The following is a 22,644-nucleotide window of genomic DNA, read 5'->3' as shown; positions in this document are numbered from 1 at the left end:
TTATCGTTCGTCTTCTTTTTACGCCCGTCCACCGCGGACGGACGGATGCCAGAACGTGACGACGCGTTCCACCAGCGCCACCACACCATAGAACACCGAGCCAGCCAGCGCCGCCACGGCGATTTCCGCCCAGACCATGTCGACATTCATGCGCCCCACCTCGGTGGAGATGCGAAAGCCCATGCCGACGATCGGGGTGCCGAAGAATTCCGCGACGATGGCACCGATCAGGGCCAGCGTCGAGTTGATCTTCAACGCATTGAAAATGAAAGGCCAGGCGGCCGGCAGCCGGAGCTTGATCAGCGTCTGGAACCAGGAGGCCGCATAGGTCTGCATCAGATCCTTTTCCATGCTGCTGGCCGCGGCAAGCCCTGTCACCGTGTTCACCAACATGGGGAAGAACGTCATGATGACGACGACCGCTACCTTGGACGGCCAGTCGAAGCCGAACCACATGACCATGATAGGGGCGACGCCCACGACGGGGAGGGCCGACACGAAGTTTCCGAGGGGCAGAAGCCCTTTCTGCAGGAAGGGCGAGCGATCGATGGCGATGGCGACCAGGAAGCCGAGACCGCAACCGGCGACATAGCCGGTGAGCACGGATTTGAGGAAGGTCTGCCGGAAGTCGGCCCAGAGCGTGGGCAGGGACGAGATCAGCCGCGTCCAGATCATGGATGGCGGCGGCAGGAGGACGGCCGGCACGGCGAAGCCGCGCACGAGGCCCTCCCAGAGGACGAGCAGGCTGATGCCGAAAAGGATCGGCACGGCCAGGCGGATGGCGCGCGCCGAGGCCCTTGAGGCCGGCTTCCGGCGCACCAGCCATTCGTTGAGTGCCCAGGCGGCAAGCCAGAAGAGCACGGCGGGAAGAATGGCGTTCATGGGCGGGCTCCCATGCGGCGAAGCACTGCGGCGTGCGCGGCGCCGACGAGAAGAACGAGGATGGCGGCAAGGCCCGCCGCCATGAACAGGGCCGACCAGATCTGGACGGTCTGCCCGTAATAGGAGCCGGCCAGAAGGCGCGCGCCGAGCCCGGCGACGGCACCCGTCGGCAGTTCGCCGACAATGGCGCCCACCAGCGAGATGGCGACGGCCACTTTCAGTGAGGCGAACAGATATGGCATGGACGCCGGCCAGCGCAGCTTCCAGAAGAGTTGCGCGGGGCTGGCATTGTAGGTGCGCATCAGGTCGAGCTGGATCTGTTCCGGACTGCGCAGACCCTTCACCATGCCGACCGCAATCGGGAAGAACGAGAGATAGGTCGAGATCAGCGCTTTCGGCAGCAGACCGGAAATCCCGATGGCGTTGAGCACGACGATGATCATCGGAGCGATCGCGAGAATCGGGATGGTCTGGCTGGCGATGATCCAGGGCATCAACGAGCGGTCCATGGCCCTGTTGTGCACGATGCCGACCGCCAGGGCGATGCCGAGCAGGGTGCCGAGACCGAAGCCGACCAGCGTGGCGGAGAGCGTGATCCAGGCGTGATAGACGAGGCTGCGCTTGGAGGTCACCGGCTTGTTGATCGTGGTGTCCCAGAGTTCGGCGATCACCTGATGCGGCGCCGGTAGAACCGGCCGCGCCTGCGCCATCGTCCGCGGTACGATCTCCGCGAAGGTCACGCTTGTTCCGGCCCGGCCTGCCGTGTCGCGTTCGAACGGCGCATTGAGGAAAACGGCGGCGGCGTACCAGACGAGGAGGAGCACAGCGAGAATGGTGAGGACGGGAATGATCTTTTCGCGCGTCGTCATGGGGTGCTCTCTCCGGGGCGCGACGGGAGGCTGTTCGTCCGCTGCATCCGGTCGCTACTCGTCATAGCTGTGTCCCGCCCGCAGGCCGTCCCGGACACGGCTGGCGATTTCCAGGAATTCGGGCGTTTCGCGGATATCCAGCGGCCGCTCACGTGGCAGGGTCGACTCGATCACGTCGGTGATCCGGCCCGGACGCGGGCTCATGACGACGATCTTGGTGGAGAGGTAGACGGCCTCGGGGATGGAGTGGGTGACGAAGCAGATGGTCTTTTCGGTGCGGGCCCAGAGCTCCAGAAGCTGCTCGTTCAGGTGGTCGCGCACGATTTCGTCCAGTGCTCCGAACGGTTCGTCCATCAGCAAGAGGTCCGCATCGAAGGCGAGTGCGCGGGCGATGGAGGCGCGCTGCTGCATGCCGCCGGACAACTGCCAGGGAAACTTCTTGCCAAAACCCGACAGGTTGACGAGAGCCAGCGTGCGCTCGATCCGCGCGCGTTTCTCGGCGTCGCCATAGCCCATGATCTCCAGCGGAAGCGCGATGTTCTGCTCGATCGTACGCCAGGGATAGAGGGCTGCGGCCTGGAAGACGTATCCATAGGACCGGTTCTTCCGCGCATCCTCGGGCGTCGTGCCGTTGACCGTGATCGTGCCGGCGGTCGGCGTCTCGAGATCTGCGATGACGCGCAGGAATGTCGTCTTGCCGCAGCCGGACGGGCCGATGAAGGAGACGAAATCGCCCTTGCGGACGTCGAGATCGACACCGGTCAGGGCGGTGACCGGCCCGTCGTCGGTCTTGAAAGTCAGGCCGAGACCCCGAGCCGAGACGACGGATCGGCCATCGGCCGGCCTGCTGTCGGCATCGGGGCGTGTCGGGGAAAGGGCATCGGGTGTCATCTGCGGCATTGCGAAAGCGGTCCCCATGTGGTGCCGTCCTTGAAACGGATCGTATAGCCCTTCGCGCCGCGGTCGAGCGCGACGGTTTCCTTCGGGCCGACCTCGCCTTCGGCATCGCACTGGGTGCGGACGCTGAAGCCGGATGGCGTCTTCTTCGCCGTTCCCTCGAACTGGCAGTAGGCCGTGGCCGTGGTGATGCCTTCGTCGTTGAGGAGGAAGAACACATCCGCGCCGCTCGACTCGCTCGTCAGGGCATAGGCACAGCCTTCCGCATCACCATAGGCGCCGTCGAGAAAGCTGGGCGCAGCAACGCTTACGCCCGACACGCAGCCGCAGGCGGCGATGAGCGCGAGCATGCGCATCAGACGCCACTCGCCGGGACGCCGGTCCGCGTCACCTTGCGCGGCGCCGTGATTTCCTTCCAGGTCGACAAGGCCTTGGACACCGGCGTGACCGGGGGTCGGCGGACGAAAGCGCCATGGCCCTCGCGTGTTTTCACCGTATCCTCCTCGATCGCGACCATGCCGCGCGTCAGCGTGTAGCGAGGCAGGCCGGTCACGGTCTTGCCCTCGAAAACGTTGTAGTCGATCGCCGACTGCTGGGTCTTGGCGGAAATGACCTTCGTCCGTTTCGGATCCCAGACGACGAGGTCGGCATCGGCGCCGATGAGGATCGCGCCTTTCTTCGGGTAGATGTTGAGGATCTTCGCGATGTTGGTCGACGTTACCGCAACGAACTCGTTCATGGTGATGCGGCCTGTCGCCACGCCATGCGTCCAGAGCATCGGCATGCGATCTTCCAGCCCGCCGGTCCCGTTCGGAATCTTGCGGAAATCGCCAAGGCCGGAGCGCTTTTGTTCGGTGGTGAAGGCGCAGTGATCCGTCGCCACGCATTGCAGCGACCCGGACGAAAGGCCGGCCCAGAGGCTGTCCTGGTGCTGCTTGCTGCGGAATGGTGGCGACATCACGCGGCGGGCGGCATGGTCCCAGTCACCGTTGGCATATTCACTTTCGTCAAGCGTCAGGTGCTGAATGAGGGGCTCGCCATAGACCCGCATGCCCTTCTGCCGGGCGCGGCGGATGGCTTCGTGGCTTTGCTCGCAGGAGGTGTGGACGATATAGACCGGACAGCCCGCCATGTCGGCGATCATGATCGCGCGGTTCGTCGCCTCGCCCTCGACCTCGGGCGGGCGGGAATAGGCATGCGCCTCCGGCCCGTCGTTGCCTTCGGCCATGAGCTTGGCCTGCATCTGCGCCACGACGTCGCCATTCTCGGCATGGACGAGCGGGAGCGCGCCAAGCTCCGCGCAGCGCTGGAAGGACGCGAACATTTCGTCGTCGTCCACCATCAGCGCACCCTTGTAGGCCATGAAATGCTTGAAGGTGTTGATGCCCTTGTCGCGGACGATCGCCTCCATCTCCTCAAACACCTGCGCACCCCACCAGGTGATCGCCATGTGGAAGGAATAGTCGCAGGCCGCCCGCGAGGTCTTGTTGTGCCACATGTCGAGCGCGTCGAGCAGCGACTGGCCCGGATTCGGCAGCGCGAAATCCACGACCATCGTCGTTCCCCCGGCCAGTGCCGCGCGGGTGCCGCTCTCGAAATCGTCGGCGGAATAGGTGCCCATGAACGGCATTTCGAGATGGGTGTGGGGGTCGATGCCGCCGGGCATGACGTAGCAGCCCGTCGCGTCGAGCACATCGCCGCCGGTCAGGTTGGGTCCGATCTCGGCGATCACGCCGTTCTCGATGCGGATATCCGCGGCGTAGGTCAGGTCGGCGGTGACGATGGTGCCGTTCTTGATGATGGTTGTCATGGGTGTTCCTCCTCCGGCTTCCTTAGCGTGGCTGCGGGATGCTCGCCTGTCGCAAGCCTGTAATGTTGATCAAGGCGGCTGCGACCTGCGACATGTCAAAGCCTCGACGGGGGCCGAGCATCATGCGCATTGCCATCTTGTTGCGGTGGGTCGTCGTGTCGGAGGGTGGGGTGAGCTTCGATGTCCGCATTCGCGTGAAGACTGACGGCGGGCCGGGGCTTTCCCAAGATTCCCGGAAACACGGCAAGGATGACGTCCCACGCTGCACCCTCACCGACGATTCCCAACTTCAAAGGCCGTGCCCTCGTGGAGTCTGCCAATACCGGGCCGCTCATCCGCCAAGACCGATTTGGCTGCCTGACCGGGCGCATCTTCGAGGTGCGACGGATTGGCGGGATCCGGAGCCGATATCGCGATCGGGCGATAACCCCGTCCTAGCCGGCGTTCCCGTTCTTCCAGCGACAATTCCCTCGGGCGACCCATGACGGCTCTCCTCATCTTGGCGTGCCGATCCTACTCCACAATCCCGGCCGTCTCTACCACGGCGTGAAACAGGACGTCGCAACCGGCGCTCGCCCAATCCTTCGAAATTTCTTCCGCCTCGTTGTGGCTGAGCCCGCCGACGCAGGGGCACATGATCATGGTGGCGGGAGCGACGCGGGCTGCCCAGCAGGCATCGTGACCGGCACCGGAGATGATGTCCATGTGGCTGAGCCCGAGCTTTTCGGCGGCCGTGCGAACGGTCGAGACCAGCGTCGGATCGAAGGTGACCGGGTCGAAATGGCCGACCGCCTCCACCGAGCAGCCGACGCCGAGATCGGCACAGATCATGGCGGCCTCCGCCTCGATGCGGGCGCGCATCCGGTCGAGCTTGGCCTGGTCGGGCGTGCGGATGTCGACGGTAAAGACGACCTTGCCGGGCAGGACATTGCGGGAATTGGGCGAGAAGAAGACCTGGCCGACGCCGCCGACAGCGCCCGGCTGCTCGCCCATCGCGACCTTCTGCACCATCTCGACGATGCGCGACATGGCAAGGCCGGCGTTGACACGCAGGCCCATCGGCGTCGAGCCGGTGTGGGCCTCGCGTCCCGTCAGCGTGAATTCGAGCCACCAGAGACCCTGGCAGTGAGTCACGACGCCAATCGCCTTGTTTTCCGCCTCGAGGATCGGGCCCTGCTCGATGTGATATTCGAAATAGGCGTGCATCTTGCGCGCACCGACCTCTTCCTCGCCGCGCCATCCGATGCGGGTCAGTTCGTCGCCATAGGTCTTTCCCTCCGGATCCTTGCGGCTGTAGGCGTAGTCGAGCGTGTGGACGCCTGCAAAGACGCCGGAGGCAAGCATGGCGGGCGCAAAGCGCGCGCCTTCCTCGTTTGCCCAGTTGGTGACGACGATCGGGTGTTTCGTCTTCAAGCCGAGATAGTTGAGGGTCCGCACGACCTCGAGTCCCGCGAGCACGCCGAGGACGCCATCGTATTTCCCGCCGGTCGGCTGGGTGTCGAGGTGCGATCCGACATAGACGGGCAGAGCATCCGGGTCCGTGCCCGGCCGGGTGGCAAACATGGTGCCCATGCGGTCCAGCCCCATGGTCAGGCCGGCATCCTTGCACCAGGTTTCAAACAGGCTTCGGCCTTCGGCATCGGCATCGGTCAGCGTCTGGCGATTGTTGCCGCCGGCAACGCCCGGTCCGATGTCCGCCATGCGCATGAGACTGTCCCAGAGACGCTCGGCGTCAATGCGCATATTTTCGCCCGGTGCGGCCATGGCTTTCCCTCTCCGTTCGGACGCGGCAGGGCGCAAAGGCGCGCTCGTCTGCCAGACGTTCGACTGTCTTGTTCCCACCGGTCAAACGGGGCATTCTTTTTGTGCGCCCTCGTATCAGTCGTTGCGTTTGTCATTGAAGTGACTGATAATTTAACCGGTTGGTAAACATTACAACTTCCGTTGCAGCACTCAAGACGGAAAAACAAAAAAAGAAAAGTTGCCTGCGCGACGAGATGGAATGGCGGCCCCTGCGGCCGGCGAAAGGGGACCGTGATGGCAATTCCAAGGGCAGCGCCGAGAGCCGCCAGGACGCAGCGGCGCACGCGGATCCAGGAGGAAAAGGAAGAGCTGATCCTGGAAGCGGCGCTGGACGTCTTTGCGACCAACGGCTTCCGCGGCAGCACCATCGACCAGATCGCCGAGGTCGCGGGCATGTCGAAGCCCAACCTGCTCTATTATTTCCGCACGAAAGAGGCGATGCACCGGGCGCTGATCGAGCGCGTCCTCGACAGCTGGCTCGATCCTCTGCGCGAGTTCGATGCCGCGGGAAATCCGGTTTCCGAGATCCGCAGCTATATCCGACGCAAGCTCGAAATGGCGCGGGACTTTCCGCGCGAAAGCCGCCTTTTCGCCAACGAGGTTCTGCAGGGTGCACCGCGCATCGAAGATGCGCTGATGGGGCCGCTGAAATCGCTTGTCGACGAGAAGGCGATGGTCATTCGCGCCTGGGCAAAGGCCGGCAAGATTGCCAAATGCGACCCGTATCACCTGATCTTCGCCATCTGGGCGACAACGCAGCATTATGCCGATTTCGACGTGCAGGTGCGGGCGGTTCTCGGGCCCAACAGGGCCGGCGAGGGGCGCTTCGAGGATGCGGCCCGTTTTCTGGAACACCTGTTCGTCAACGGTCTCGCTGTGGGCGGGCCGCCGGCGGGCACTGCCGGCAGCTGAAGCATCCGGGCTTTCCGTGTCGACGCCGGATCAGGCGCCGGTTCGCGCGGCTTTCGCGACGGCGTCCTTTTTCTCGCGGGTGGCGGCAAGCAGGATGCCGATCTCCTCGGCGTTTTCCACGATCAGCGTCTCCAGCGTGCCCTTGCGCCCGCGAATGGCGATGTCGTGGCTCTCGCGATCGTCCAGCGTCAAGCCGGCGTAACGGATGACGTCGGCGGAGACGGCAAGCTGCGCGTCGTACTCCTTGGCAAAGCCTTCGAGCCGGCTCGCCGCGTTGATCGTGTCGCCGACGGCCGTCAGCGAGGAGGCGCGGCCGTAGCCGATATGGCCGATGATGGCCGGCCCGGCATGCATGCCCATGGCGATCCGAAGCGGCTTGTCGAGCTCGCTCGTGAAGTTTCGATTGAGCGTCTCGATGCCGCGGGAGATACGGGCCGTTGCCTCGAGCGCATTGGCGCAGGCGTCCTCGATCCGGCCGGTCAGGCCGAAGATGGCCAGCACGCCGTCGCCGATGAACTTGTCGATCACGCCGCCGGCACCTTCGACGGCTTCGCCGATCGTCTCGAAATAGCGGTTGAGCAGAAACACGGTGTCGAAGGGCAGCTGCTGCTGGGTGAGCAGCGTGAAATCGCGCAGATCGCAGAACAGCACCGCGATGCGACGTTCGCGGCCCGCCGCCACGTCCTCGCCGATCTGCGGGCGCACGCCGACATTCTCGGCGCCCAGCACAGGCGCGATGGCGACGTCGTGGTTCGGCCGAAGCTGGCAGCCGAGACGCACGTTTTCGCCGGCGCGAATGCGGATCAGGGTCTGGCGCTCGCCTTCGCTCGGCGGCGGCAATCCTTCCAGTCCTTCGGTCACCCGCACCCGGCAGGTCGAACAGCGGCCACGCCCCCCGCAGACGGAAAGGTGAGGGATGCCGGCCGAACGACTGGCTTCGAGCACGGAAAAGCCGCGGGCGACCGAGAGAACCCGTCCATCGGGATAGCGGATGCGCACCCGCCCGCGAATCGGGAAGGACCGCCAGAGCAGGGTGATGCCGATGGAGGCCACGAGAACGAGAAAGATCCCCTGGCGAATGTCGGCCAGAAGCGCCGGATCGGTCCGGCCCGACATGAACCACGCGTTGGACGGCATGGCCGGGCCGACGGCGCGGGCGGCGACCGCAAAGCCCAGCAGCGAGAGGACCGGAACCAGCAGCGCGAGCGTATAGAGCACCAGCGCCGCGCGGGGATACCAGTCACGGCCGCGCATCCAGAACCAGAACCCGAGACAGCCATGCGCCCATGCGATCACGAGCGCGACGGATTGCCAGATGGTGTTTTCGGTCCGCGACCAGATCCGCGGCAAGATATCGCGGTAGTCGGCGGAATATCCCGACAGCATCCAGTCGATTCGGGTGACGGTGACATGGCTGACCAGCAGGAAGGGCAAAGCCAGGCCGAGGCCGATCTTCAAGGCTTCCCGCAGCGGCATGCGCAGGGTCTGCCTCCGCCGCAGCCCATCGAGCGCGAGCACGAAATGAACGGCGAGCGACCCGTAAAGGGCAACCGTTCCCGGTCGACTGCGCCAGACCTGGTTGAAGAGATCGCGGCCGCGCTCCATCGCGTCGATCGAGACGAGGCCGAGCGCGTGGTTGAGGAAATGCGTGAGGAGGAACAGGCCCAGACAGACGCCGGTCCAGATATGCAGGCGCTTGCGCAGCTTCGAACGATCGCGTTTCAAGCAGGCTCCGGTTCGTTCGGTTGATCACCCGATGCTTATCGGCCAGTTTGGAACGCGGGGCAACGCAGGAATTGTGACGCGCTGCCCGAACGATCCGCAGCGCAAGAGGTGAGGGCGTCAGCCCATCGCAAGCGGAAGCTCGACGCCGTGGCCGTCGGTGGCCGGATCTCGGTCATCGGCGTTTTCGAAGGCTTTGACCTTTCGGGGCCAGCCGGACCGCTGATGCTGAAATCACCGCTGGTGCAGGGCATCTTCGTCGGTCACCGCCGGGCTCTCGAGGATTTCGTCAGGGCCATCGACGTCACCGGTCTGAAGCCGGTGATCGACGGGCGTTATGGCTTCGATGCGGTGCCGGCGGCATTCGCGCATCTGGAGCGTGGTCCTTTCGGCAAAGTCGTCGTCACCTTTTGACGCCTGAACGCCCGATCCTTCTTGCCGCGCGACGATCGATCGCCGCGCGGCGAGGCGCGATGTTACTCCGCCGCCTGGCGCGACATCGGATTGTTCGGGTGGGTGGTCCAGTTCGCATAGGTGGGCTCGACCACCTTGCCGGTCCGCTCGTCGAGCGTGCCCGGGGGCAGGGCAACCATGGTGATGCAGTCCTGGACGGGGCAGACGTTGACGCAGAGATTGCAGCCGACGCATTCGTCTTCCATCACCTCGAAGTGCCTGACGCCATCGACATACTGGGTGATCGCCTGGTGAGACGTGTCCTCGCACGCGATGTGGCAGCGGCCGCATTTGATGCAGGCATCCTGGTCGATCCTGGCCTTTGCGACATAGTTGAGGTTCAGGTACTGCCAGTCCGACACGTTCGGAACGGCGCGGCCGGTGATGTCGTCGAGCGTCCGGTGACCCTTGGAATCCATCCAGGTCGAGAGCCCGGTGATCATCTCCTGCACGATCTTGAAGCCGTAGGTCATGGCCGCGGTGCAGACCTGGACGTTACCGGCGCCGAGCACAAGGAATTCGGCCGCATCGCGCCAGGTGGTGATGCCTCCGATGCCGGAGATGGGCATGCCCTGCGTTTCAGGATCACGCGCGATCTCGGCCACCATGTTGAGCGCGATCGGCTTGACCGCCGGGCCGCAATAACCGCCATGGCTGCCCTTGCCGTCGATCGAGGGTTCCGGGGCGAAGGTGTCGAGATTGACCGAGGTGATCGAGTTGATGGTGTTGATCAGCGACACGGCGTCGGTGCCGCCGGCTTTGGCGGCGCGGGCGGGATGGCGGATGTCGGTGATGTTCGGCGTCAGCTTGGTGATGACCGGCATGCGGGTATACTGCTTGCACCAGCGCACCACCATTTCGATATAGGCCGGCACCTGGCCGACGGCGGCGCCCATGCCGCGCTCCGACATGCCGTGCGGACAGCCAAAATTGAGCTCGATGCCGTCGGCCCCCGTCTCCTCGACCAGCGGCAGGATCGCCTTCCAGCTTTCCTCCTCGCAGGGAACCATGATGGACGCGATCAGCGCACGGTCCGGCCAGTTCATCTTGACCTGCTTCATCTCCCGCAGGTTGGTGTAGAGATCCCGATCGGTGATCAGCTCGATATTGTTCAGGCCGAGGAGCCGGCGGTCGGCTCCCCAGATGGCGCCGTAGCGCGGACCGTTGACGTTCACGACAGGCGGGCCGTCCTCACCGAGCGTCTTCCAGACCACACCGCCCCAGCCGGCCTTGAAGGCGCGCTCGACGTTGTAGGCTTTGTCGGTCGGTGGCGCAGAGGCGAGCCAGAACGGGTTGGGGGATTTGATGCCGACGAAGGTGTTGCGCAGATCAGCCATGGTTCATCTCCCTCAAGCGACGGCAGCGGACGGATGGCGCTCGGCCATCAGCGTGCGGTGGATCTGGTCTGCGGCATCGCGCCCCTGGGCAACGGCCGACACGGTAAGGTCTTCGCCGCCGAGACGACAGTCGCCGCCGGCCCAGACACGGTCGAGCGACGTGCGCCCGTCCGCATCCACAAGAATGCGGCCGGACTGAAGCGCGACGACGCCAAGTGCCGCGGGTTCGAGCGTCTGCCCGATCGCCTTCAGGATATGATCGGCGACCAGAACGCCGGTCTCGCCGGTCGTGGCCAGGCGACCCTCCCTCTCTTCGGTGTAGTCGAGTTCGATGCCCGCGACCTTGCCGTCGTCGCCGACGAGGATGCGTTTGGGCTGCAGCCAGTGACGGATGGTGACGCCGCGCGACGTTGCGAGATCCTGCTCATAGGCCGAGGCGTTCATGTGTTCGCGTCCGCGCCGGTAGCAGATGGTCACTTCTTCCGCGCCGAGCAGCTTTGCCTGGACCGCGGCGTCGATCGCGGTCATGCCGCCGCCGATCACCACGACGCGGCGGCCGACGGGGATGTCGGTCTTTCCCGGCGATTGCCGCAGGGCCGCGATGAAATCGATCGCATCCTCGACACCTTCGGCCGCTTCGCCGTCCGTGCGCAGCGCATTGACGCCGGTGAGGCCCATGCCGAGAAAGACGGCATCATGGCGGGCAAGGAGATCCGCCAGCTTGATGTCGCGGCCGAGCTGCTGGCGGTTGCGAATCTCGATGCCGCCGATGGCGAGGATGTAATCCACCTCCTTCTGCGCAAAATCGTCCGTCGCCTTGTAGGTGGCGATCCCGTATTCGTTCAACCCTCCGGCTTTTTCGCGCGCGTCATAGACGATGACATCGTGGCCGTTGACGGCGAGACGATGGGCGCAGGCAAGGCCCGCCGGCCCGGCGCCGACGACGGCCACGGTCTTTCCGGTCGAGGGTGCACGCGTGTAGAACTGGCGCTCTTCCGCCATGGCAATGTCGGTGGCATAGCGCTGCAGCCGTCCGATCGCGACCGGACGGCCCTCGGCCTCCATGCGGACGCAGGCTTCCTCGCAGAGCGTTTCGGTGGGACAGACCCGGGCGCACATGCCGCCGAGAATGTTCTGGTCGAAGATGGTGTTGGCCGAGCCGATCGGATTGCCCGTCGCGATCTGGCGGATGAAAAGGGGGATGTCGATGGATGTCGGGCAGGCCGTCATGCACGGCGCATCATAGCAGAAATAGCAGCGATCCGCTGCGACGAGCGCCTCGTGCTCGTCGAGGCGCGGATGCAGATCCGCGAAGTTCGCTTCGTACTGGCCGGGCGTCAGTCGCCCGCCGATCATTCCGGAGTCCGTCGTTCCCATGTTTTCCTCCCGATGGCAACCGCACGATCAGCGAAGGCTAACATGGAAAATTTCTTGATCAAACGGTAAAATTTCAGAGCGGGTTTCCGGTGTTTTCCCCGTCCCGGGGTCAATTGACAGGCCGCGGCAAAAGGTGTCAGCACTTCGTCTTCCCGCTGGACCTTGGGAGAGGCATGGAATGGCACGCAGACCGGAAGCGAATGCACGGCTCGACGACGCGGCACGCGCCGGCTGGCTCTACTATGTCGCGGGCCGGACGCAGGACGAGATTGCCGGGCAGATGGGGATCTCGCGGCAGTCGGCGCAGCGGCTCGTGTCGCTTGCCATGGCGGAGCGCCTGATCAAGGTGCGCCTCGATCACCCGATCGCCGCCTGCATGGAACTCGGCCTGCGGCTGAAGGAACGCTATGGCCTGCGGCAGGCGGAGGTGGTGCCGAGTGACCCGACGTCGTCGTCCACCACGGTCGGTATCGCCGAGGCAGGGGCGGCCGAGATCGAGCGCTGGCTAAAGTCGAGCGACCCGATCATCATGGCGATCGGGACCGGGCGGACGCTGAAGGCCGCCATCGACCAGCTGCCGGCCATGGATTGTCCGCAGCATCGCATCGTCTCGCTGACAGGCAATATCGGCGTCGATGGTTCGGCCGCCTATTACAACGTCATCTTTTCCATGGCCGATGCCGTCAAGGCGCGGCATTTTCCCATGCCCCTGCCGGTCATCGTGTCGTCGGCGGAGGAGCGGGAAGTGCTGCACAAGCAGATCCTCGTGCAGTCGGCGCTCAGCCTCGGCACGCAGGCCGATATCGCCTTCGTCGGCATCGGCGAGGTGGGCACCGACGCGCCGCTCTGCCAGGACGGGTTTCTGGCCCATGACGAGATGGCGCGGCTCGTGGAGCAGGGCGCCGCCGGTGAAATCTGCGGCTGGATGTTTGATGGCGACGGACAGCTCATCTCGGGCGAAATCAACAAGCGAGTGGCGAGCGTTCCCTTGCCGTCCCGCGATGCAACGACCCTGATCGGCATGGCCAAGGGCCGCCGCAAGCACGTCGCCTTGCGGGCGGCCTTGCGGGGCGGACTCATCAACGGCGTCATCACGGACGAGGACACGGCCGAATTTCTGCTCGCTGATTGAGCAAATATGTCAAAAAATTGTCAGTCGTTGCGATGACTTAGCTTTGTGTTCGGCGATGCAGCAACGAATGCGATTGACAAATCCACACTGAAAATGAGTAATTGCCCGTGAGCGAGGCAAATGCTCATTACTCTTCTGGGAGGAAGATCATGAATTTGAAGACATCTCTGCTGGGCGCATGCTCAGCATTCGTCATTGCTGCCGTTTCCGGCGGTCTGGCCCAGGCCGAGACCCTCACCATTGCAACGGTGAACAATGGCGACATGGTCCGGATGCAGACACTGACCGACGACTTCACCAAGGCCAATCCCGACATCCAGCTCGAATGGGTGACTCTGGAAGAAAACGTCCTGCGTGAGCGCGTTACCACCGACATCGCGACAAAGGGCGGCCAGTACGACGTCCTAACGATCGGCACCTATGAAGTTCCGATCTGGGCCAAGCAGAACTGGCTTCTGCCGCTCGACAACCTGGGCGCCGACTACGACGTCGACGACCTGCTGCCGGCCATCCGCTCGGGCCTGACGGCCGATGGCAAGCTCTACGCTGCCCCGTTCTACGGCGAAAGCTCCATGGTCATGTACCGCAAGGACCTGATCGAGAAGGCCGGGCTGAAGATGCCCGACGCGCCGACCTGGGACTTCATCAACGAAGCAGCCCGCAAGATGACCGATCGTGCCAACGGCATCAACGGCATCTGCCTTCGCGGCAAGGCCGGCTGGGGCGAGAACATGGCGTTCCTCACGGCGACGTCCAACGCCTTCGGCGCACGCTGGTTCGACGAGAACTGGAAGCCGCAGTTCGACCAGCCCGAGTGGAAGAACACGCTCGACATGTACGTCAAGCTGATGAACGATGCCGGCCCGCAGGGTGCATCCTCCAACGGCTTCAACGAAAACCTGGCGCTCTTCCAGCAGGGCAAGTGCGGCATGTGGATCGACGCCACGGTGGCGGCATCCTTCGTGACCAACCCGAAGGACTCGACGGTTGCCGACAAGGTCGGCTTCGCGCTGGCGCCGGACACCGGTCTCGGCAAGCGCGGTAACTGGCTCTGGGCCTGGAACCTCGCCATCCCGGCTGGTACCCAGAAGGCTGCAGCGGCCGAGAAGTTCGTGTCCTGGGCAACCAGCAAACACTACCTCGACCTCGTCGCGCAGAAGGAAGGCTGGGCCAACGTTCCTCCGGGCACGCGCACCTCGCTCTACCAGAATGCGGAGTACCAGAAGGCTGCCCCGTTCGCCAAGATGACGCTTGACAGCATCAACGCCGCCGACCCGAAGAACCCGTCGACGAAGCCGGTTCCCTATGTCGGCGTCCAGTTCGTGGCCATCCCCGAGTTCCAGAGCCTTGGAACGACCGTCGGCCAGCTGTTCTCGGCAGCTCTTGCCGGCCAGATGTCCGTCGACGATGCCCTCGCGCAGGCCCAGACGGCAGCGACACGCGAAATGACGCGCGGCGGCTACATCAAGTAAGCCCACGTCATGCGCGGGGCGTTCTCCACCCTCGACGGGTAAGATCGCTCCTCACCCTCGCCCTCTTCCCGTCTGCGGGGAGAGGGGATATGCCGGGCCTTGCCTCTCCCCGTTCGCGGGGAGAGGCAACCTGCCGGGCTTTCAGTCTTCCGAATGACGCAGGTGCTGCGTGTTGCTTCGCCCCGCCAAAGCGGGGAAGGTGCCGGCAGGCGGGCACGGGTTCGACCCGCACGCCGCCCCAGACGAAAAAACAACCCACACAACAAAATGCCGCCCCTTCCGTCGTTGCGGAGGGTAGAGCCGGCAGTACCAGAGGGAGGGTCCAACCATGGCAACGCAGAACACCCGAGGCCTTGCCCGGATCATGATGGCGCCGTCCGTCGGCCTGCTGCTGATCTGGATGATCGTGCCGCTGGCGATGACGCTCTGGTTCTCGTTCCAGAACTACAACCTCCTGAACCCGGCCAATGTCAGCTTCGCTGGACTGTTCAACTATCAGTTCTTCTATTCCGATCCTGCTTTCTTCCAGTCGATCTTCAACACGCTGATCATCGTCGTCGGCGTCCTTGCGATCACGGTTATCGGGGGGATCGCGATCGCGCTGATGCTCGACCAGCCGGTCTGGGGGCAGGGGATCGTGCGCATCCTCGTCATTTCCCCGTTCTTCGTCATGCCGCCGGTCGCGGCGCTGGTCTGGAAGAACATGATCATGCACCCGCAATACGGGGTGTTCGCCGATATTTCCCGATTCTTCGGCCTTCAGCCGGTCGACTGGTTCGGCCAGTATCCGCTGTTCTCCATCATCATCATCGTGGCCTGGCAGTGGCTGCCCTTCGCGACGCTCATTCTCCTCACCGCCCTGCAGTCGCTCGACGGCGAGCAGAAGGAAGCGGCCGAGATGGACGGGGCGAATTTTGTCAACCGGTTCATCTACCTGACCGTCCCGCATCTCGCCCGCTCGATCACGGTGGTCATCCTGATCCAGACGATCTTCCTGCTGGGCGTCTATGCGGAAATCCTGGTCACCACCAATGGCGGCCCGGGCTACGCCTCGACCAACCTGCCGTTCCTGATCTACCGCACGGCCCTTCTCGGCTACGACGTCGGCGGTGCTTCCGCCGGGGGCATCATCGCCGTCATCCTCGCCAACATCGTCGCCTTCTTCCTGATGCGCGCCGTCGGCAAGAACCTCGACAAGTAGGGAGCACTCTCATGGCACGCGCCGTTTCGACCCGCAGGACCGTCTTCTTCACCGTGCTCGCCTGGATCGTGGCCCTGGTGATCTTCTTTCCGATCCTCTACACGATCATCACCTCGTTCAAATCCGAGACGGAAGCGATCCAGGGCTTCAACCTAATTCCCTCGGGCACGGTCGAGAGCTATGCCGCCGTGCAGGCGCAGAGCAACTACTTCAAGTTCTTCATGAATTCGGTCATCATTTCGGTCGGTTCGACGCTGCTGGCGCTGCTGATCTCGGTGCCGGCCGCCTGGGCGATGGCGTTTTCGCCAACGCCGCGCACCAAGGACGTCCTGATGTGGATGCTCTCCACCAAGATGATGCCGGCCGCCGCCGTCATGGTGCCGATCTACCTTCTGTTCCGCGATTTCGGCCTGCTCGACAGCCGCTTCGGCCTGACCATCATGCTGACCATGATCAACCTGCCGATCGTCGTCTGGATGCTCTACACCTACTTCCGGGAAATCCCGGGCGAAATCCTCGAAGCCGCCCGCATGGACGGAGCGTCGCTCTGGGGCGAGATCGCCTATGTGCTGACGCCGATGGCGGTGCCGGGCATTGCCTCCACCATGCTTCTCAACATCATCCTCGCCTGGAACGAAGCGTTCTGGACAATCCGACTCACCACCACCAACGCAGCACCTCTGACGGCCTTCATCGCCTCGTTCTCCAGCCCGCAAGGCTTGTTCTGGGCGAAGCTTTCGGCAGCGTCGACGCTCGCCATCGCGCCGATCCTGATCATGGGCTGGTTCAGCCAGAAGCAACTGGTGCGCGGCCTGACCTTCGGCGCCGTGAAGTAAGTTCGAAAAACACGATAACGACAAGACGAGCGGGAGCGCACACCATGGGCAATATACGTCTGAAGAACGTCTCGAAGAGTTTCGCGGCCACGACGGTCATTCCGGGCATCGATCTCGAAATCAAGGACGGCGAGTTCGTGGTCTTCGTCGGGCCGTCCGGCTGCGGCAAGTCCACGCTGCTCAGAATCATCGCGGGGCTCGAGGATGCGACCTCTGGGCACATCGAGATCGACGGACGCGACGTCACCAACGAGGCGCCTGCCAAGCGTGGCCTCGCCATGGTCTTCCAGTCCTATGCGCTCTATCCGCACATGACGGTGCGCAACAACATCGCCTTCCCGTTGAAGATGGCGAAGATGGACGAGGGCGCCGTCGAGAAGAAGGTGACGGAAGCCGCGCGCGTCCTGAACCTCACCAACTATCTCGATCGTCGGCCGGGGCAGCTTTCGGGTGGCCAGCGCCAGCGCGTCGCCATCGGTCGCGCCATCGTTCGCGAACCTTCGGCCTTCCTGTTCGACGAGCCGCTGTCCAACCTCGATGCGGCACTGCGCGGCACGATGCGGCTCGAAATCAGCGAGCTGCACAACCAGCTGAAGACCACGATGATCTACGTCACCCACGACCAAGTGGAGGCCATGACCATGGCCGACAAGATCGTGGTGCTGAACGCCGGCAACATCGAGCAGGTCGGCTCGCCGCTCGATCTCTACCACAAGCCGAACAACCTCTTCGTTGCCGGCTTCATCGGTTCGCCGCGCATGAATTTCGCGACCGGCGCCTTTGCGAGCGGCTACGGTGCCCACACGATCGGCGTGCGCCCCGAGCATCTGAAGCTCTCGCGCGAGAGCGGGACATGGACCGGCCGGGTCAGTGTCGCCGAACATCTTGGTGCCGACACGTTCCTGCATATTCTGGTCGACGGCATCGGCCAGGTGACGGCGCGCATCGCGGGCGACGTCCCCGTCCAGCACGGTGACACGGTCTATCTGACGCCCGACGAGGCGCGCATTCACAAGTTCAATGAGAAGGGCATGGCGATCCGATGAAACGTCTTGAAGGAAAAAGCGCGCTGATCACAGGTTCGGCCCGAGGGATCGGTCGCGCGTTCGCGGAAGCCTACATCGCCGAGGGCGCGACCGTGGCGATCGCCGACATCAACCTTGCGCGGGCGACGGAGACCGCGTCCGAGCTCGGACCCAAGGCCTATCCGGTCGAAATGGACGTGACGCAACAGGCATCGATCGACGCGGCGATTGCGACCGTCGTCGCGCATGCCGGCCGGCTCGACATCCTCGTCAACAATGCGGCCCTGTTCGACCTGGCGCCGATCGTCGAGATCACGCGCGAAAGCTATGACCGGCTGTTTGCCATCAATGTGTCCGGCACGCTGTTCACACTGCAGGCGGCTGCCAAGCAGATGATCGCGCAGGGGCACGGCGGCAAGATCATCAACATGGCAAGCCAGGCCGGTCGGCGGGGCGAAGCGCTGGTTGCGGTCTACTGCGCAACGAAGGCGGCCGTCATCAGCCTGACCCAGTCCGCAGGGCTCAACCTCATTCCACACGGCATCAACGTCAACGCGATCGCCCCCGGCGTCGTGGACGGCGAGCACTGGGACGGCGTGGACGCGATGTTTGCGAAATACGAGAACCGGCCGCTCGGCGAGAAGAAGAAGCTTGTCGGCGCGGAAGTGCCGTTCGGCCGCATGGGCACGGCACAGGACCTCACCGGCATGGCCGTCTTCCTCGCCTCGTCGCACAGCGACTACATCGTCTCCCAGACCTACAATGTCGACGGCGGAAACTGGATGAGCTGAGGCTGATGCCCGCTCGACCTCCAAGCCGCTTTCCGAAAGGGTAACATCATGACCACCAAGCTCTCGCTTGCAAACCTGGACGCCATCAAGGCGACAGCGACCATCCCCGCTTTCGAGCGCTCTGCGCTGACGGCCGGAATCGTTCACTTCGGGGTCGGCAATTTCCATCGCGCCCATCAGGCCGTCTACCTTGACGACCTGTTCAACACGGGCCGCGATCACGACTGGGCAATCGTCGGGGCCGGCGTGCTGCCGTCGGACGCCGCCATGCGCGAGAAGCTGGCCGGACAGGATTTCCTCACCACCGTGGTCGAGCAGGACAACAACCGGTCGGCCGCTCGCGTGACCGGCCCGATGATCGATTATCTCGCGCCGGGAAATCCGGCCGGGACCATCGCCCGTCTTGCCGATCCGGCGATCCGCATCGTCTCGCTGACGATCACCGAAGGGGGCTACTTCATTGATCCGGCTTCCGGCCACTTCAACCCGAAACATCCTGCGATCGTTGCCGATGCGGAAAATCCGGACGCGCCGAAGACCGTGTTCGGTCTCATCATCGCCGGTCTCAGGGCGCGTCGGGAGAAAGGGCTCGTTCCCTTCACGGTGATGTCCTGCGACAATATTCCGGGCAATGGCGAAGTCACCCATGCCGCGGTATCGGGCCTTGCCCGCCTGTCGGACGCGGCGCTTGCCGACTGGATCGACGCCAACGTGGCCTTTCCGAACGGCATGGTGGACCGGATCACGCCCGCGACCGGCCCACGCGAGATCGGTATTGCTGCCGACCAGTATGGCATCGACGATGCCTGGCCGGTGTTTTGCGAGGAATTCAAGCAGTGGGTGCTGGAGGACCATTTTCCGGCCGGCCGGCCCGCCCTCGAAACGGTTGGGGTCCAGTTCGTTCCCGACGTCGCACCCTATGAGTTGATGAAGATCCGCATCCTGAATGGCGGCCACGCCGCCATTGCCTATCCCGCGGCGCTGCTCGACATCCATTTCGTGCATGACGCCATGGAAGAGCCGATCATCCAGGCGTTTCTCGAGAAACTCGAGCACGACGAGATCATCCCGATCGTTCCCGCCGTGCCGGATACGGATCTCAAGGCCTACTACAAGCAGGTGGAGACGCGCCTTTTCAACCCGAAGATCGGCGACACCATTCCCCGTCTGGCGCAGGACGGGTCGAACCGCCAGCCGAAGTTCATCCTTCCCTCGACGGCAGATCGCTTGCGCCAAGGCCTCGACGTGGTCGGGCTGGCGCTGGTCTCGGCTCTCTGGTGCCGCTACTTTGCCGGGACGACCGACAGCGGTGCCAAGATCACCTTCAATGACGCCAGCGCCGACCGTCTGCACGCGGCGGCCGTCAAGGCGAAGGACGATCCGATGGCGTTTCTGGCGCTTTCCGACATTTTCGGAGACGTCGCGCAGTCTGACATCTTCCGCAAGCGTTTCGCACATGGCCTGAAGACGCTATGGGAACAGGGCACGCGCCAGACGCTGCAACTGTATCTCGACGGAAAATTGACGGAGTAAGATCATCATGGCCGCACCCGAACTTGTCATCTTCGATTGCGACGGCGTGCTGGTCGACAGCGAGCCCTTGTCGATCGACGTGCTGGTGCGGGTGCTGCGCACGGCCGGCGTCGAGATGGATGCCGAGGAGGCGACCGAACGGTTCCTCGGCAAGAGCCTGATGACGATGACGAAGATCCTGCATGACGATTTCGGGCTTCGGGTCGATGAGGCATTTCTCGAGGAGATGCGCCGCGACCTCTACCAACGCTTCGAAGCCGAGTTGCAGCCGATCGCCGGGATCTCCGGTGTGCTGGATGCGCTCGACGTGCGGCGCTGCGTCGCGTCGTCGAGCCAGATGGAGCGGATCCGCCTGTCCCTTACCATTACCGGGCTGATCGACCGGCTGGAGCCGCATATCTTCAGCGCGACGATGGTGACGAATGGAAAGCCGGCACCGGATCTCTTCCTGCATGCGGCGGAGGCGATGGATGTCGCGCCCGAAAACTGCATCGTCATCGAGGACAGCCCCGCCGGTATCGTCGCGGCAAAGGCGGCCGGCATGCGCGTCTTCGCCTTTACCGGCGCATCGCACGCCCGTACCGAGCGACACCTCGGCGCCATTCGCGAGCTCGCGCCGAATGCCATGTTTGACGACATGCGCGAACTCCTCCATCTTGTGGCGCAAGAACAAAAACGGGATGGATACCCAGGCTGACGGATCGGATCGCTTCACGTTCGGAGCCTTTGAGACCGGCGCGCGCATGGCGGGCGCCGGAACACGGTCCGACGCCTGCTGCACCGCTTCGGACGCGTGACATGACGGACGCGGCATGGGCGACCTGATCGTCGCGGTCGATATCGGGACCGGCAGCGCGCGCGCCGGGATCTTCGATGCTGCCGGCTCGCTGCTCGCGCGTGCGGATTACCCGATTCTCATGAACCGGCCGGAAGAAAACCATGCCGAACATGACTCCGAAAACATCTGGTCGGCCGTCTGCATCGCGGTGAAGACGGCGCGCGCCAAGGCGGGGGTTCCCGCCGAGGCGATCGCTGCCATCGGTTTCGATGCGACATGCTCACTCGTCGTGCGGGATCAGGATGGTGCACCGCTGTCCGTCAATCGCAAGGGCGATCCGCGCTGGGACACGATCGTCTGGCTCGACCATCGCGCCCTGGCGCAGGCGGATGCCTGTACCGCGACGCGGCATCCCGTTCTTGTGCATTCCGGCCGCGTCATGTCGCCGGAAATGCAGATGCCCAAGCTCCTCTGGTTGAAGCAGACCCTGCCGGAGCAATGGGAGCGGATCGGCTACCTCTTCGACCTTGCCGATTTCATGTCGTGGCGGGCGACGGGCAGCACGGTTCGGTCGCGCTGCACGCTGAGCGCAAAATGGAACTATCTGGGCCATGCGGACGGCTGGCAGCGGGATTTTCTCGAAGCGATCGGGCTGGGTGACCTTCTGGAGCGCGGCCGTCTCGACGGCACGCCCGCGCACGTCGGCTCCGCACTCGGCCTGTTGACCGCCGAGGCTGCTGCAGACCTTGGCCTGCACGAGGCCTGCCAGGTGGCGACGGGGGTGATCGATGCCTATGCCGGCGCTATCGGCGTTCTCGGCCGGTTTGCCGGGCAGCCCGACGTCCTCGAGCGTCAACTGGCGCTGATTGCGGGAACGTCGAGCTGCATCGTGGCCTTCTCACGCGAGATGCGGCCCGGATTTGGCATGTGGGGCCCCTATTTTGAAGCGGCCTTTCCGGAACAATGGCTGATCGAGGGCGGGCAGTCAGCGACAGGCGCTCTGCTCGATCACGTGGTGCGCAGTCACAGCGCCGGCGGAGAGCCGGACATGGAAACCCATGCCCGGATCGTCCTGCGCATTCAGGAACTGCGGGCGGCCGCAGGCAAGGACTTCGCCGCGCGGCTGCATGTTCTGCCCGACTTTCACGGCAACCGTTCGCCCTTTGCCGATCCGCATGCGCGCGGGGTGGTCTCGGGCCTGACGCTCGACAGCTCGTTCGATGCGCTTTGCCGGCTCTACTGGCGCACCTGCGTTGCGATCGCGCTCGGCGTTCGGCATATCCTCGCGATGATGAAGGAAGCCGGATATCACGTGGATACGCTCCATGTGACAGGGGGCCATGTCCGCAATCCCTTGCTCATGGATCTCTACAGCGACGCCACAGGATGCCGCGTCGTTGTTCCGGAGACGACGGATGCCGTGCTTCTGGGAACCGCCATGATCGCGTCCGTAGCAGGGGGCCTTCACGGTGATCTCGCCGCCGCCGGAGCGGCCATGAGTCCTGGCGGCTTCGAACGTCAACCGGACCCGGATATGATGGCCGTCTACGACCGCGACTACGAGAAATTCCTGAGCCTGTACCGCCACCGCGCCGAGCTCGAGGCGGACTGATACCCTTCAAGGCGCGCTTGCTCCACTGCGTTTTCGCGATCCGGAAAAAAAATCGAAAAAAGATGCGAGGGGCGGAACCAAACCCCGGACTGCGTGTTTATCGGGTGTCCGGACCATGGTTCTCATCGCCCCCAATGAGAACCACCCAAGAATATCCGGCTTCCAACTCACATGCCCCCTCGGTGAGTTGTCGAATACAGCC

General features: G+C 64.0%; 19 protein-coding genes and 1 pseudogene. 11 read left to right on the top strand and 9 right to left on the bottom strand.

The features are described 5' to 3' along the window. Positions 1-18: 18 nt before the first annotated feature. The 6 genes from ASG03_RS18350 to ASG03_RS18325 form a co-directional block, all read right to left on the bottom strand. Entirely contained in the window at positions 19-882 is an 864-nt protein-coding gene (locus ASG03_RS18350) for an ABC transporter permease (RefSeq protein ID WP_062694987.1), read from the bottom strand. Further along, the gene (locus ASG03_RS18345; RefSeq protein WP_062476492.1) at positions 879-1,751 is read right to left on the bottom strand and encodes an ABC transporter permease; all 873 of its coding nucleotides are present in this window, start codon (positions 1,749-1,751) and stop codon (positions 879-881) included. Before ASG03_RS18345 ends, ASG03_RS18350 begins: the two co-directional genes overlap by 4 nt. Positions 1,752-1,805: 54 nt before the next feature. Beyond that, a complete protein-coding gene (locus tag ASG03_RS18340) occupies positions 1,806-2,642 on the bottom strand; it encodes an ABC transporter ATP-binding protein (RefSeq protein ID WP_244475321.1) in 837 nt (278 codons plus the stop codon). Beyond that, positions 2,639-3,004: a hypothetical protein gene (locus tag ASG03_RS18335; RefSeq protein WP_062694986.1), complete on the bottom strand. Its 366-nt coding sequence runs from the start codon at positions 3,002-3,004 to the stop codon at positions 2,639-2,641. Before ASG03_RS18335 ends, ASG03_RS18340 begins: the two co-directional genes overlap by 4 nt. Next, positions 3,004-4,458 (bottom strand): dihydropyrimidinase, encoded by a 1,455-nt coding sequence (gene hydA, locus ASG03_RS18330; RefSeq protein ID WP_062694983.1) that lies wholly within the window; start codon positions 4,456-4,458, stop codon positions 3,004-3,006. Before hydA ends, ASG03_RS18335 begins: the two co-directional genes overlap by 1 nt. A gap of 513 nt (positions 4,459-4,971) precedes the next feature. Beyond that, on the bottom strand, positions 4,972-6,222 hold the full coding sequence (locus tag ASG03_RS18325) for a Zn-dependent hydrolase (RefSeq protein WP_062694981.1): 1,251 nt from the start codon (positions 6,220-6,222) through the stop codon (positions 4,972-4,974). Between the two features lie 273 nt (positions 6,223-6,495). On the opposite strand from ASG03_RS18325, the gene ASG03_RS18320 reads away from it, so the two are divergent. Beyond that, positions 6,496-7,173, top strand: a complete 678-nt coding sequence (locus ASG03_RS18320; protein WP_062477112.1) for a TetR family transcriptional regulator C-terminal domain-containing protein — start codon at positions 6,496-6,498, stop codon at positions 7,171-7,173. 30 nt (positions 7,174-7,203) lie between these two features. Here the strand turns inward: ASG03_RS18320 and ASG03_RS18315 are convergent, their stop codons facing one another. Next, complete coding sequence (locus ASG03_RS18315) at positions 7,204-8,898, bottom strand: adenylate/guanylate cyclase domain-containing protein (protein ID WP_062694979.1); 1,695 nt, start codon at positions 8,896-8,898, stop codon at positions 7,204-7,206. Between the two features lie 138 nt (positions 8,899-9,036). Here ASG03_RS18315 and ASG03_RS18310 point away from each other — a divergent pair. Beyond that, positions 9,037-9,309 (top strand): annotated as a pseudogene (locus ASG03_RS18310) (zinc-binding dehydrogenase); the annotation flags it as partial. 62 nt (positions 9,310-9,371) lie between these two features. Here the strand turns inward: ASG03_RS18310 and preA are convergent. Together preA and ASG03_RS18300 are read right to left on the bottom strand one after the other, a co-directional pair. Next, positions 9,372-10,685, bottom strand: coding sequence for an NAD-dependent dihydropyrimidine dehydrogenase subunit PreA (gene preA / locus ASG03_RS18305; RefSeq protein WP_062476473.1), 1,314 nt, complete (start codon positions 10,683-10,685; stop codon positions 9,372-9,374). Positions 10,686-10,697: 12 nt separating this feature from the next. Beyond that, the gene (locus ASG03_RS18300; RefSeq protein WP_062694975.1) at positions 10,698-12,062 is read right to left on the bottom strand and encodes an NAD(P)-dependent oxidoreductase; all 1,365 of its coding nucleotides are present in this window, start codon (positions 12,060-12,062) and stop codon (positions 10,698-10,700) included. Between the two features lie 178 nt (positions 12,063-12,240). Between ASG03_RS18300 and ASG03_RS18295 the strand changes: the two genes are divergently transcribed. From ASG03_RS18295 to ASG03_RS18255, 9 genes are all read left to right on the top strand, one after another. Next, positions 12,241-13,194, top strand: a complete 954-nt coding sequence (locus ASG03_RS18295) for a sugar-binding transcriptional regulator (protein ID WP_062476464.1) — start codon at positions 12,241-12,243, stop codon at positions 13,192-13,194. 149 nt (positions 13,195-13,343) lie between these two features. Then, positions 13,344-14,666: an ABC transporter substrate-binding protein gene (locus tag ASG03_RS18290; RefSeq protein ID WP_062476460.1), complete on the top strand. Its 1,323-nt coding sequence runs from the start codon at positions 13,344-13,346 to the stop codon at positions 14,664-14,666. A 328-nt stretch (positions 14,667-14,994) separates the two neighbouring features. Beyond that, positions 14,995-15,867, top strand: coding sequence for a carbohydrate ABC transporter permease (locus ASG03_RS18285; RefSeq protein WP_062476457.1), 873 nt, complete (start codon positions 14,995-14,997; stop codon positions 15,865-15,867). Between the two features lie 11 nt (positions 15,868-15,878). After that, a complete protein-coding gene (locus ASG03_RS18280; RefSeq protein ID WP_062476454.1) occupies positions 15,879-16,703 on the top strand; it encodes a carbohydrate ABC transporter permease in 825 nt (274 codons plus the stop codon). A 44-nt stretch (positions 16,704-16,747) separates the two neighbouring features. Further along, positions 16,748-17,749 (top strand): ABC transporter ATP-binding protein, encoded by a 1,002-nt coding sequence (locus tag ASG03_RS18275; RefSeq protein WP_062476452.1) that lies wholly within the window; start codon positions 16,748-16,750, stop codon positions 17,747-17,749. After that, positions 17,746-18,519: an L-iditol 2-dehydrogenase gene (locus ASG03_RS18270; RefSeq protein ID WP_062694973.1), complete on the top strand. Its 774-nt coding sequence runs from the start codon at positions 17,746-17,748 to the stop codon at positions 18,517-18,519. Before ASG03_RS18275 ends, ASG03_RS18270 begins: the two co-directional genes overlap by 4 nt. 48 nt (positions 18,520-18,567) lie before the next feature. Beyond that, complete coding sequence (locus ASG03_RS18265) at positions 18,568-20,052, top strand: mannitol dehydrogenase family protein (protein WP_062694971.1); 1,485 nt, start codon at positions 18,568-18,570, stop codon at positions 20,050-20,052. A 7-nt stretch (positions 20,053-20,059) separates the two neighbouring features. Continuing rightward, a complete protein-coding gene (locus tag ASG03_RS18260; RefSeq protein ID WP_062694968.1) occupies positions 20,060-20,749 on the top strand; it encodes an HAD family hydrolase in 690 nt (229 codons plus the stop codon). Between the two features lie 115 nt (positions 20,750-20,864). Further along, positions 20,865-22,442, top strand: coding sequence for an FGGY-family carbohydrate kinase (locus tag ASG03_RS18255; protein WP_062694966.1), 1,578 nt, complete (start codon positions 20,865-20,867; stop codon positions 22,440-22,442). Positions 22,443-22,644 lie beyond the last annotated feature (202 nt).

This window comes from Rhizobium sp. Leaf341, from assembly GCF_001424325.1.
In the GTDB taxonomy this organism is placed as follows: Bacteria; Pseudomonadota; Alphaproteobacteria; order Rhizobiales; family Rhizobiaceae; genus Ferranicluibacter.
This window is presented reverse-complemented; position numbering and strand designations above follow the sequence as displayed.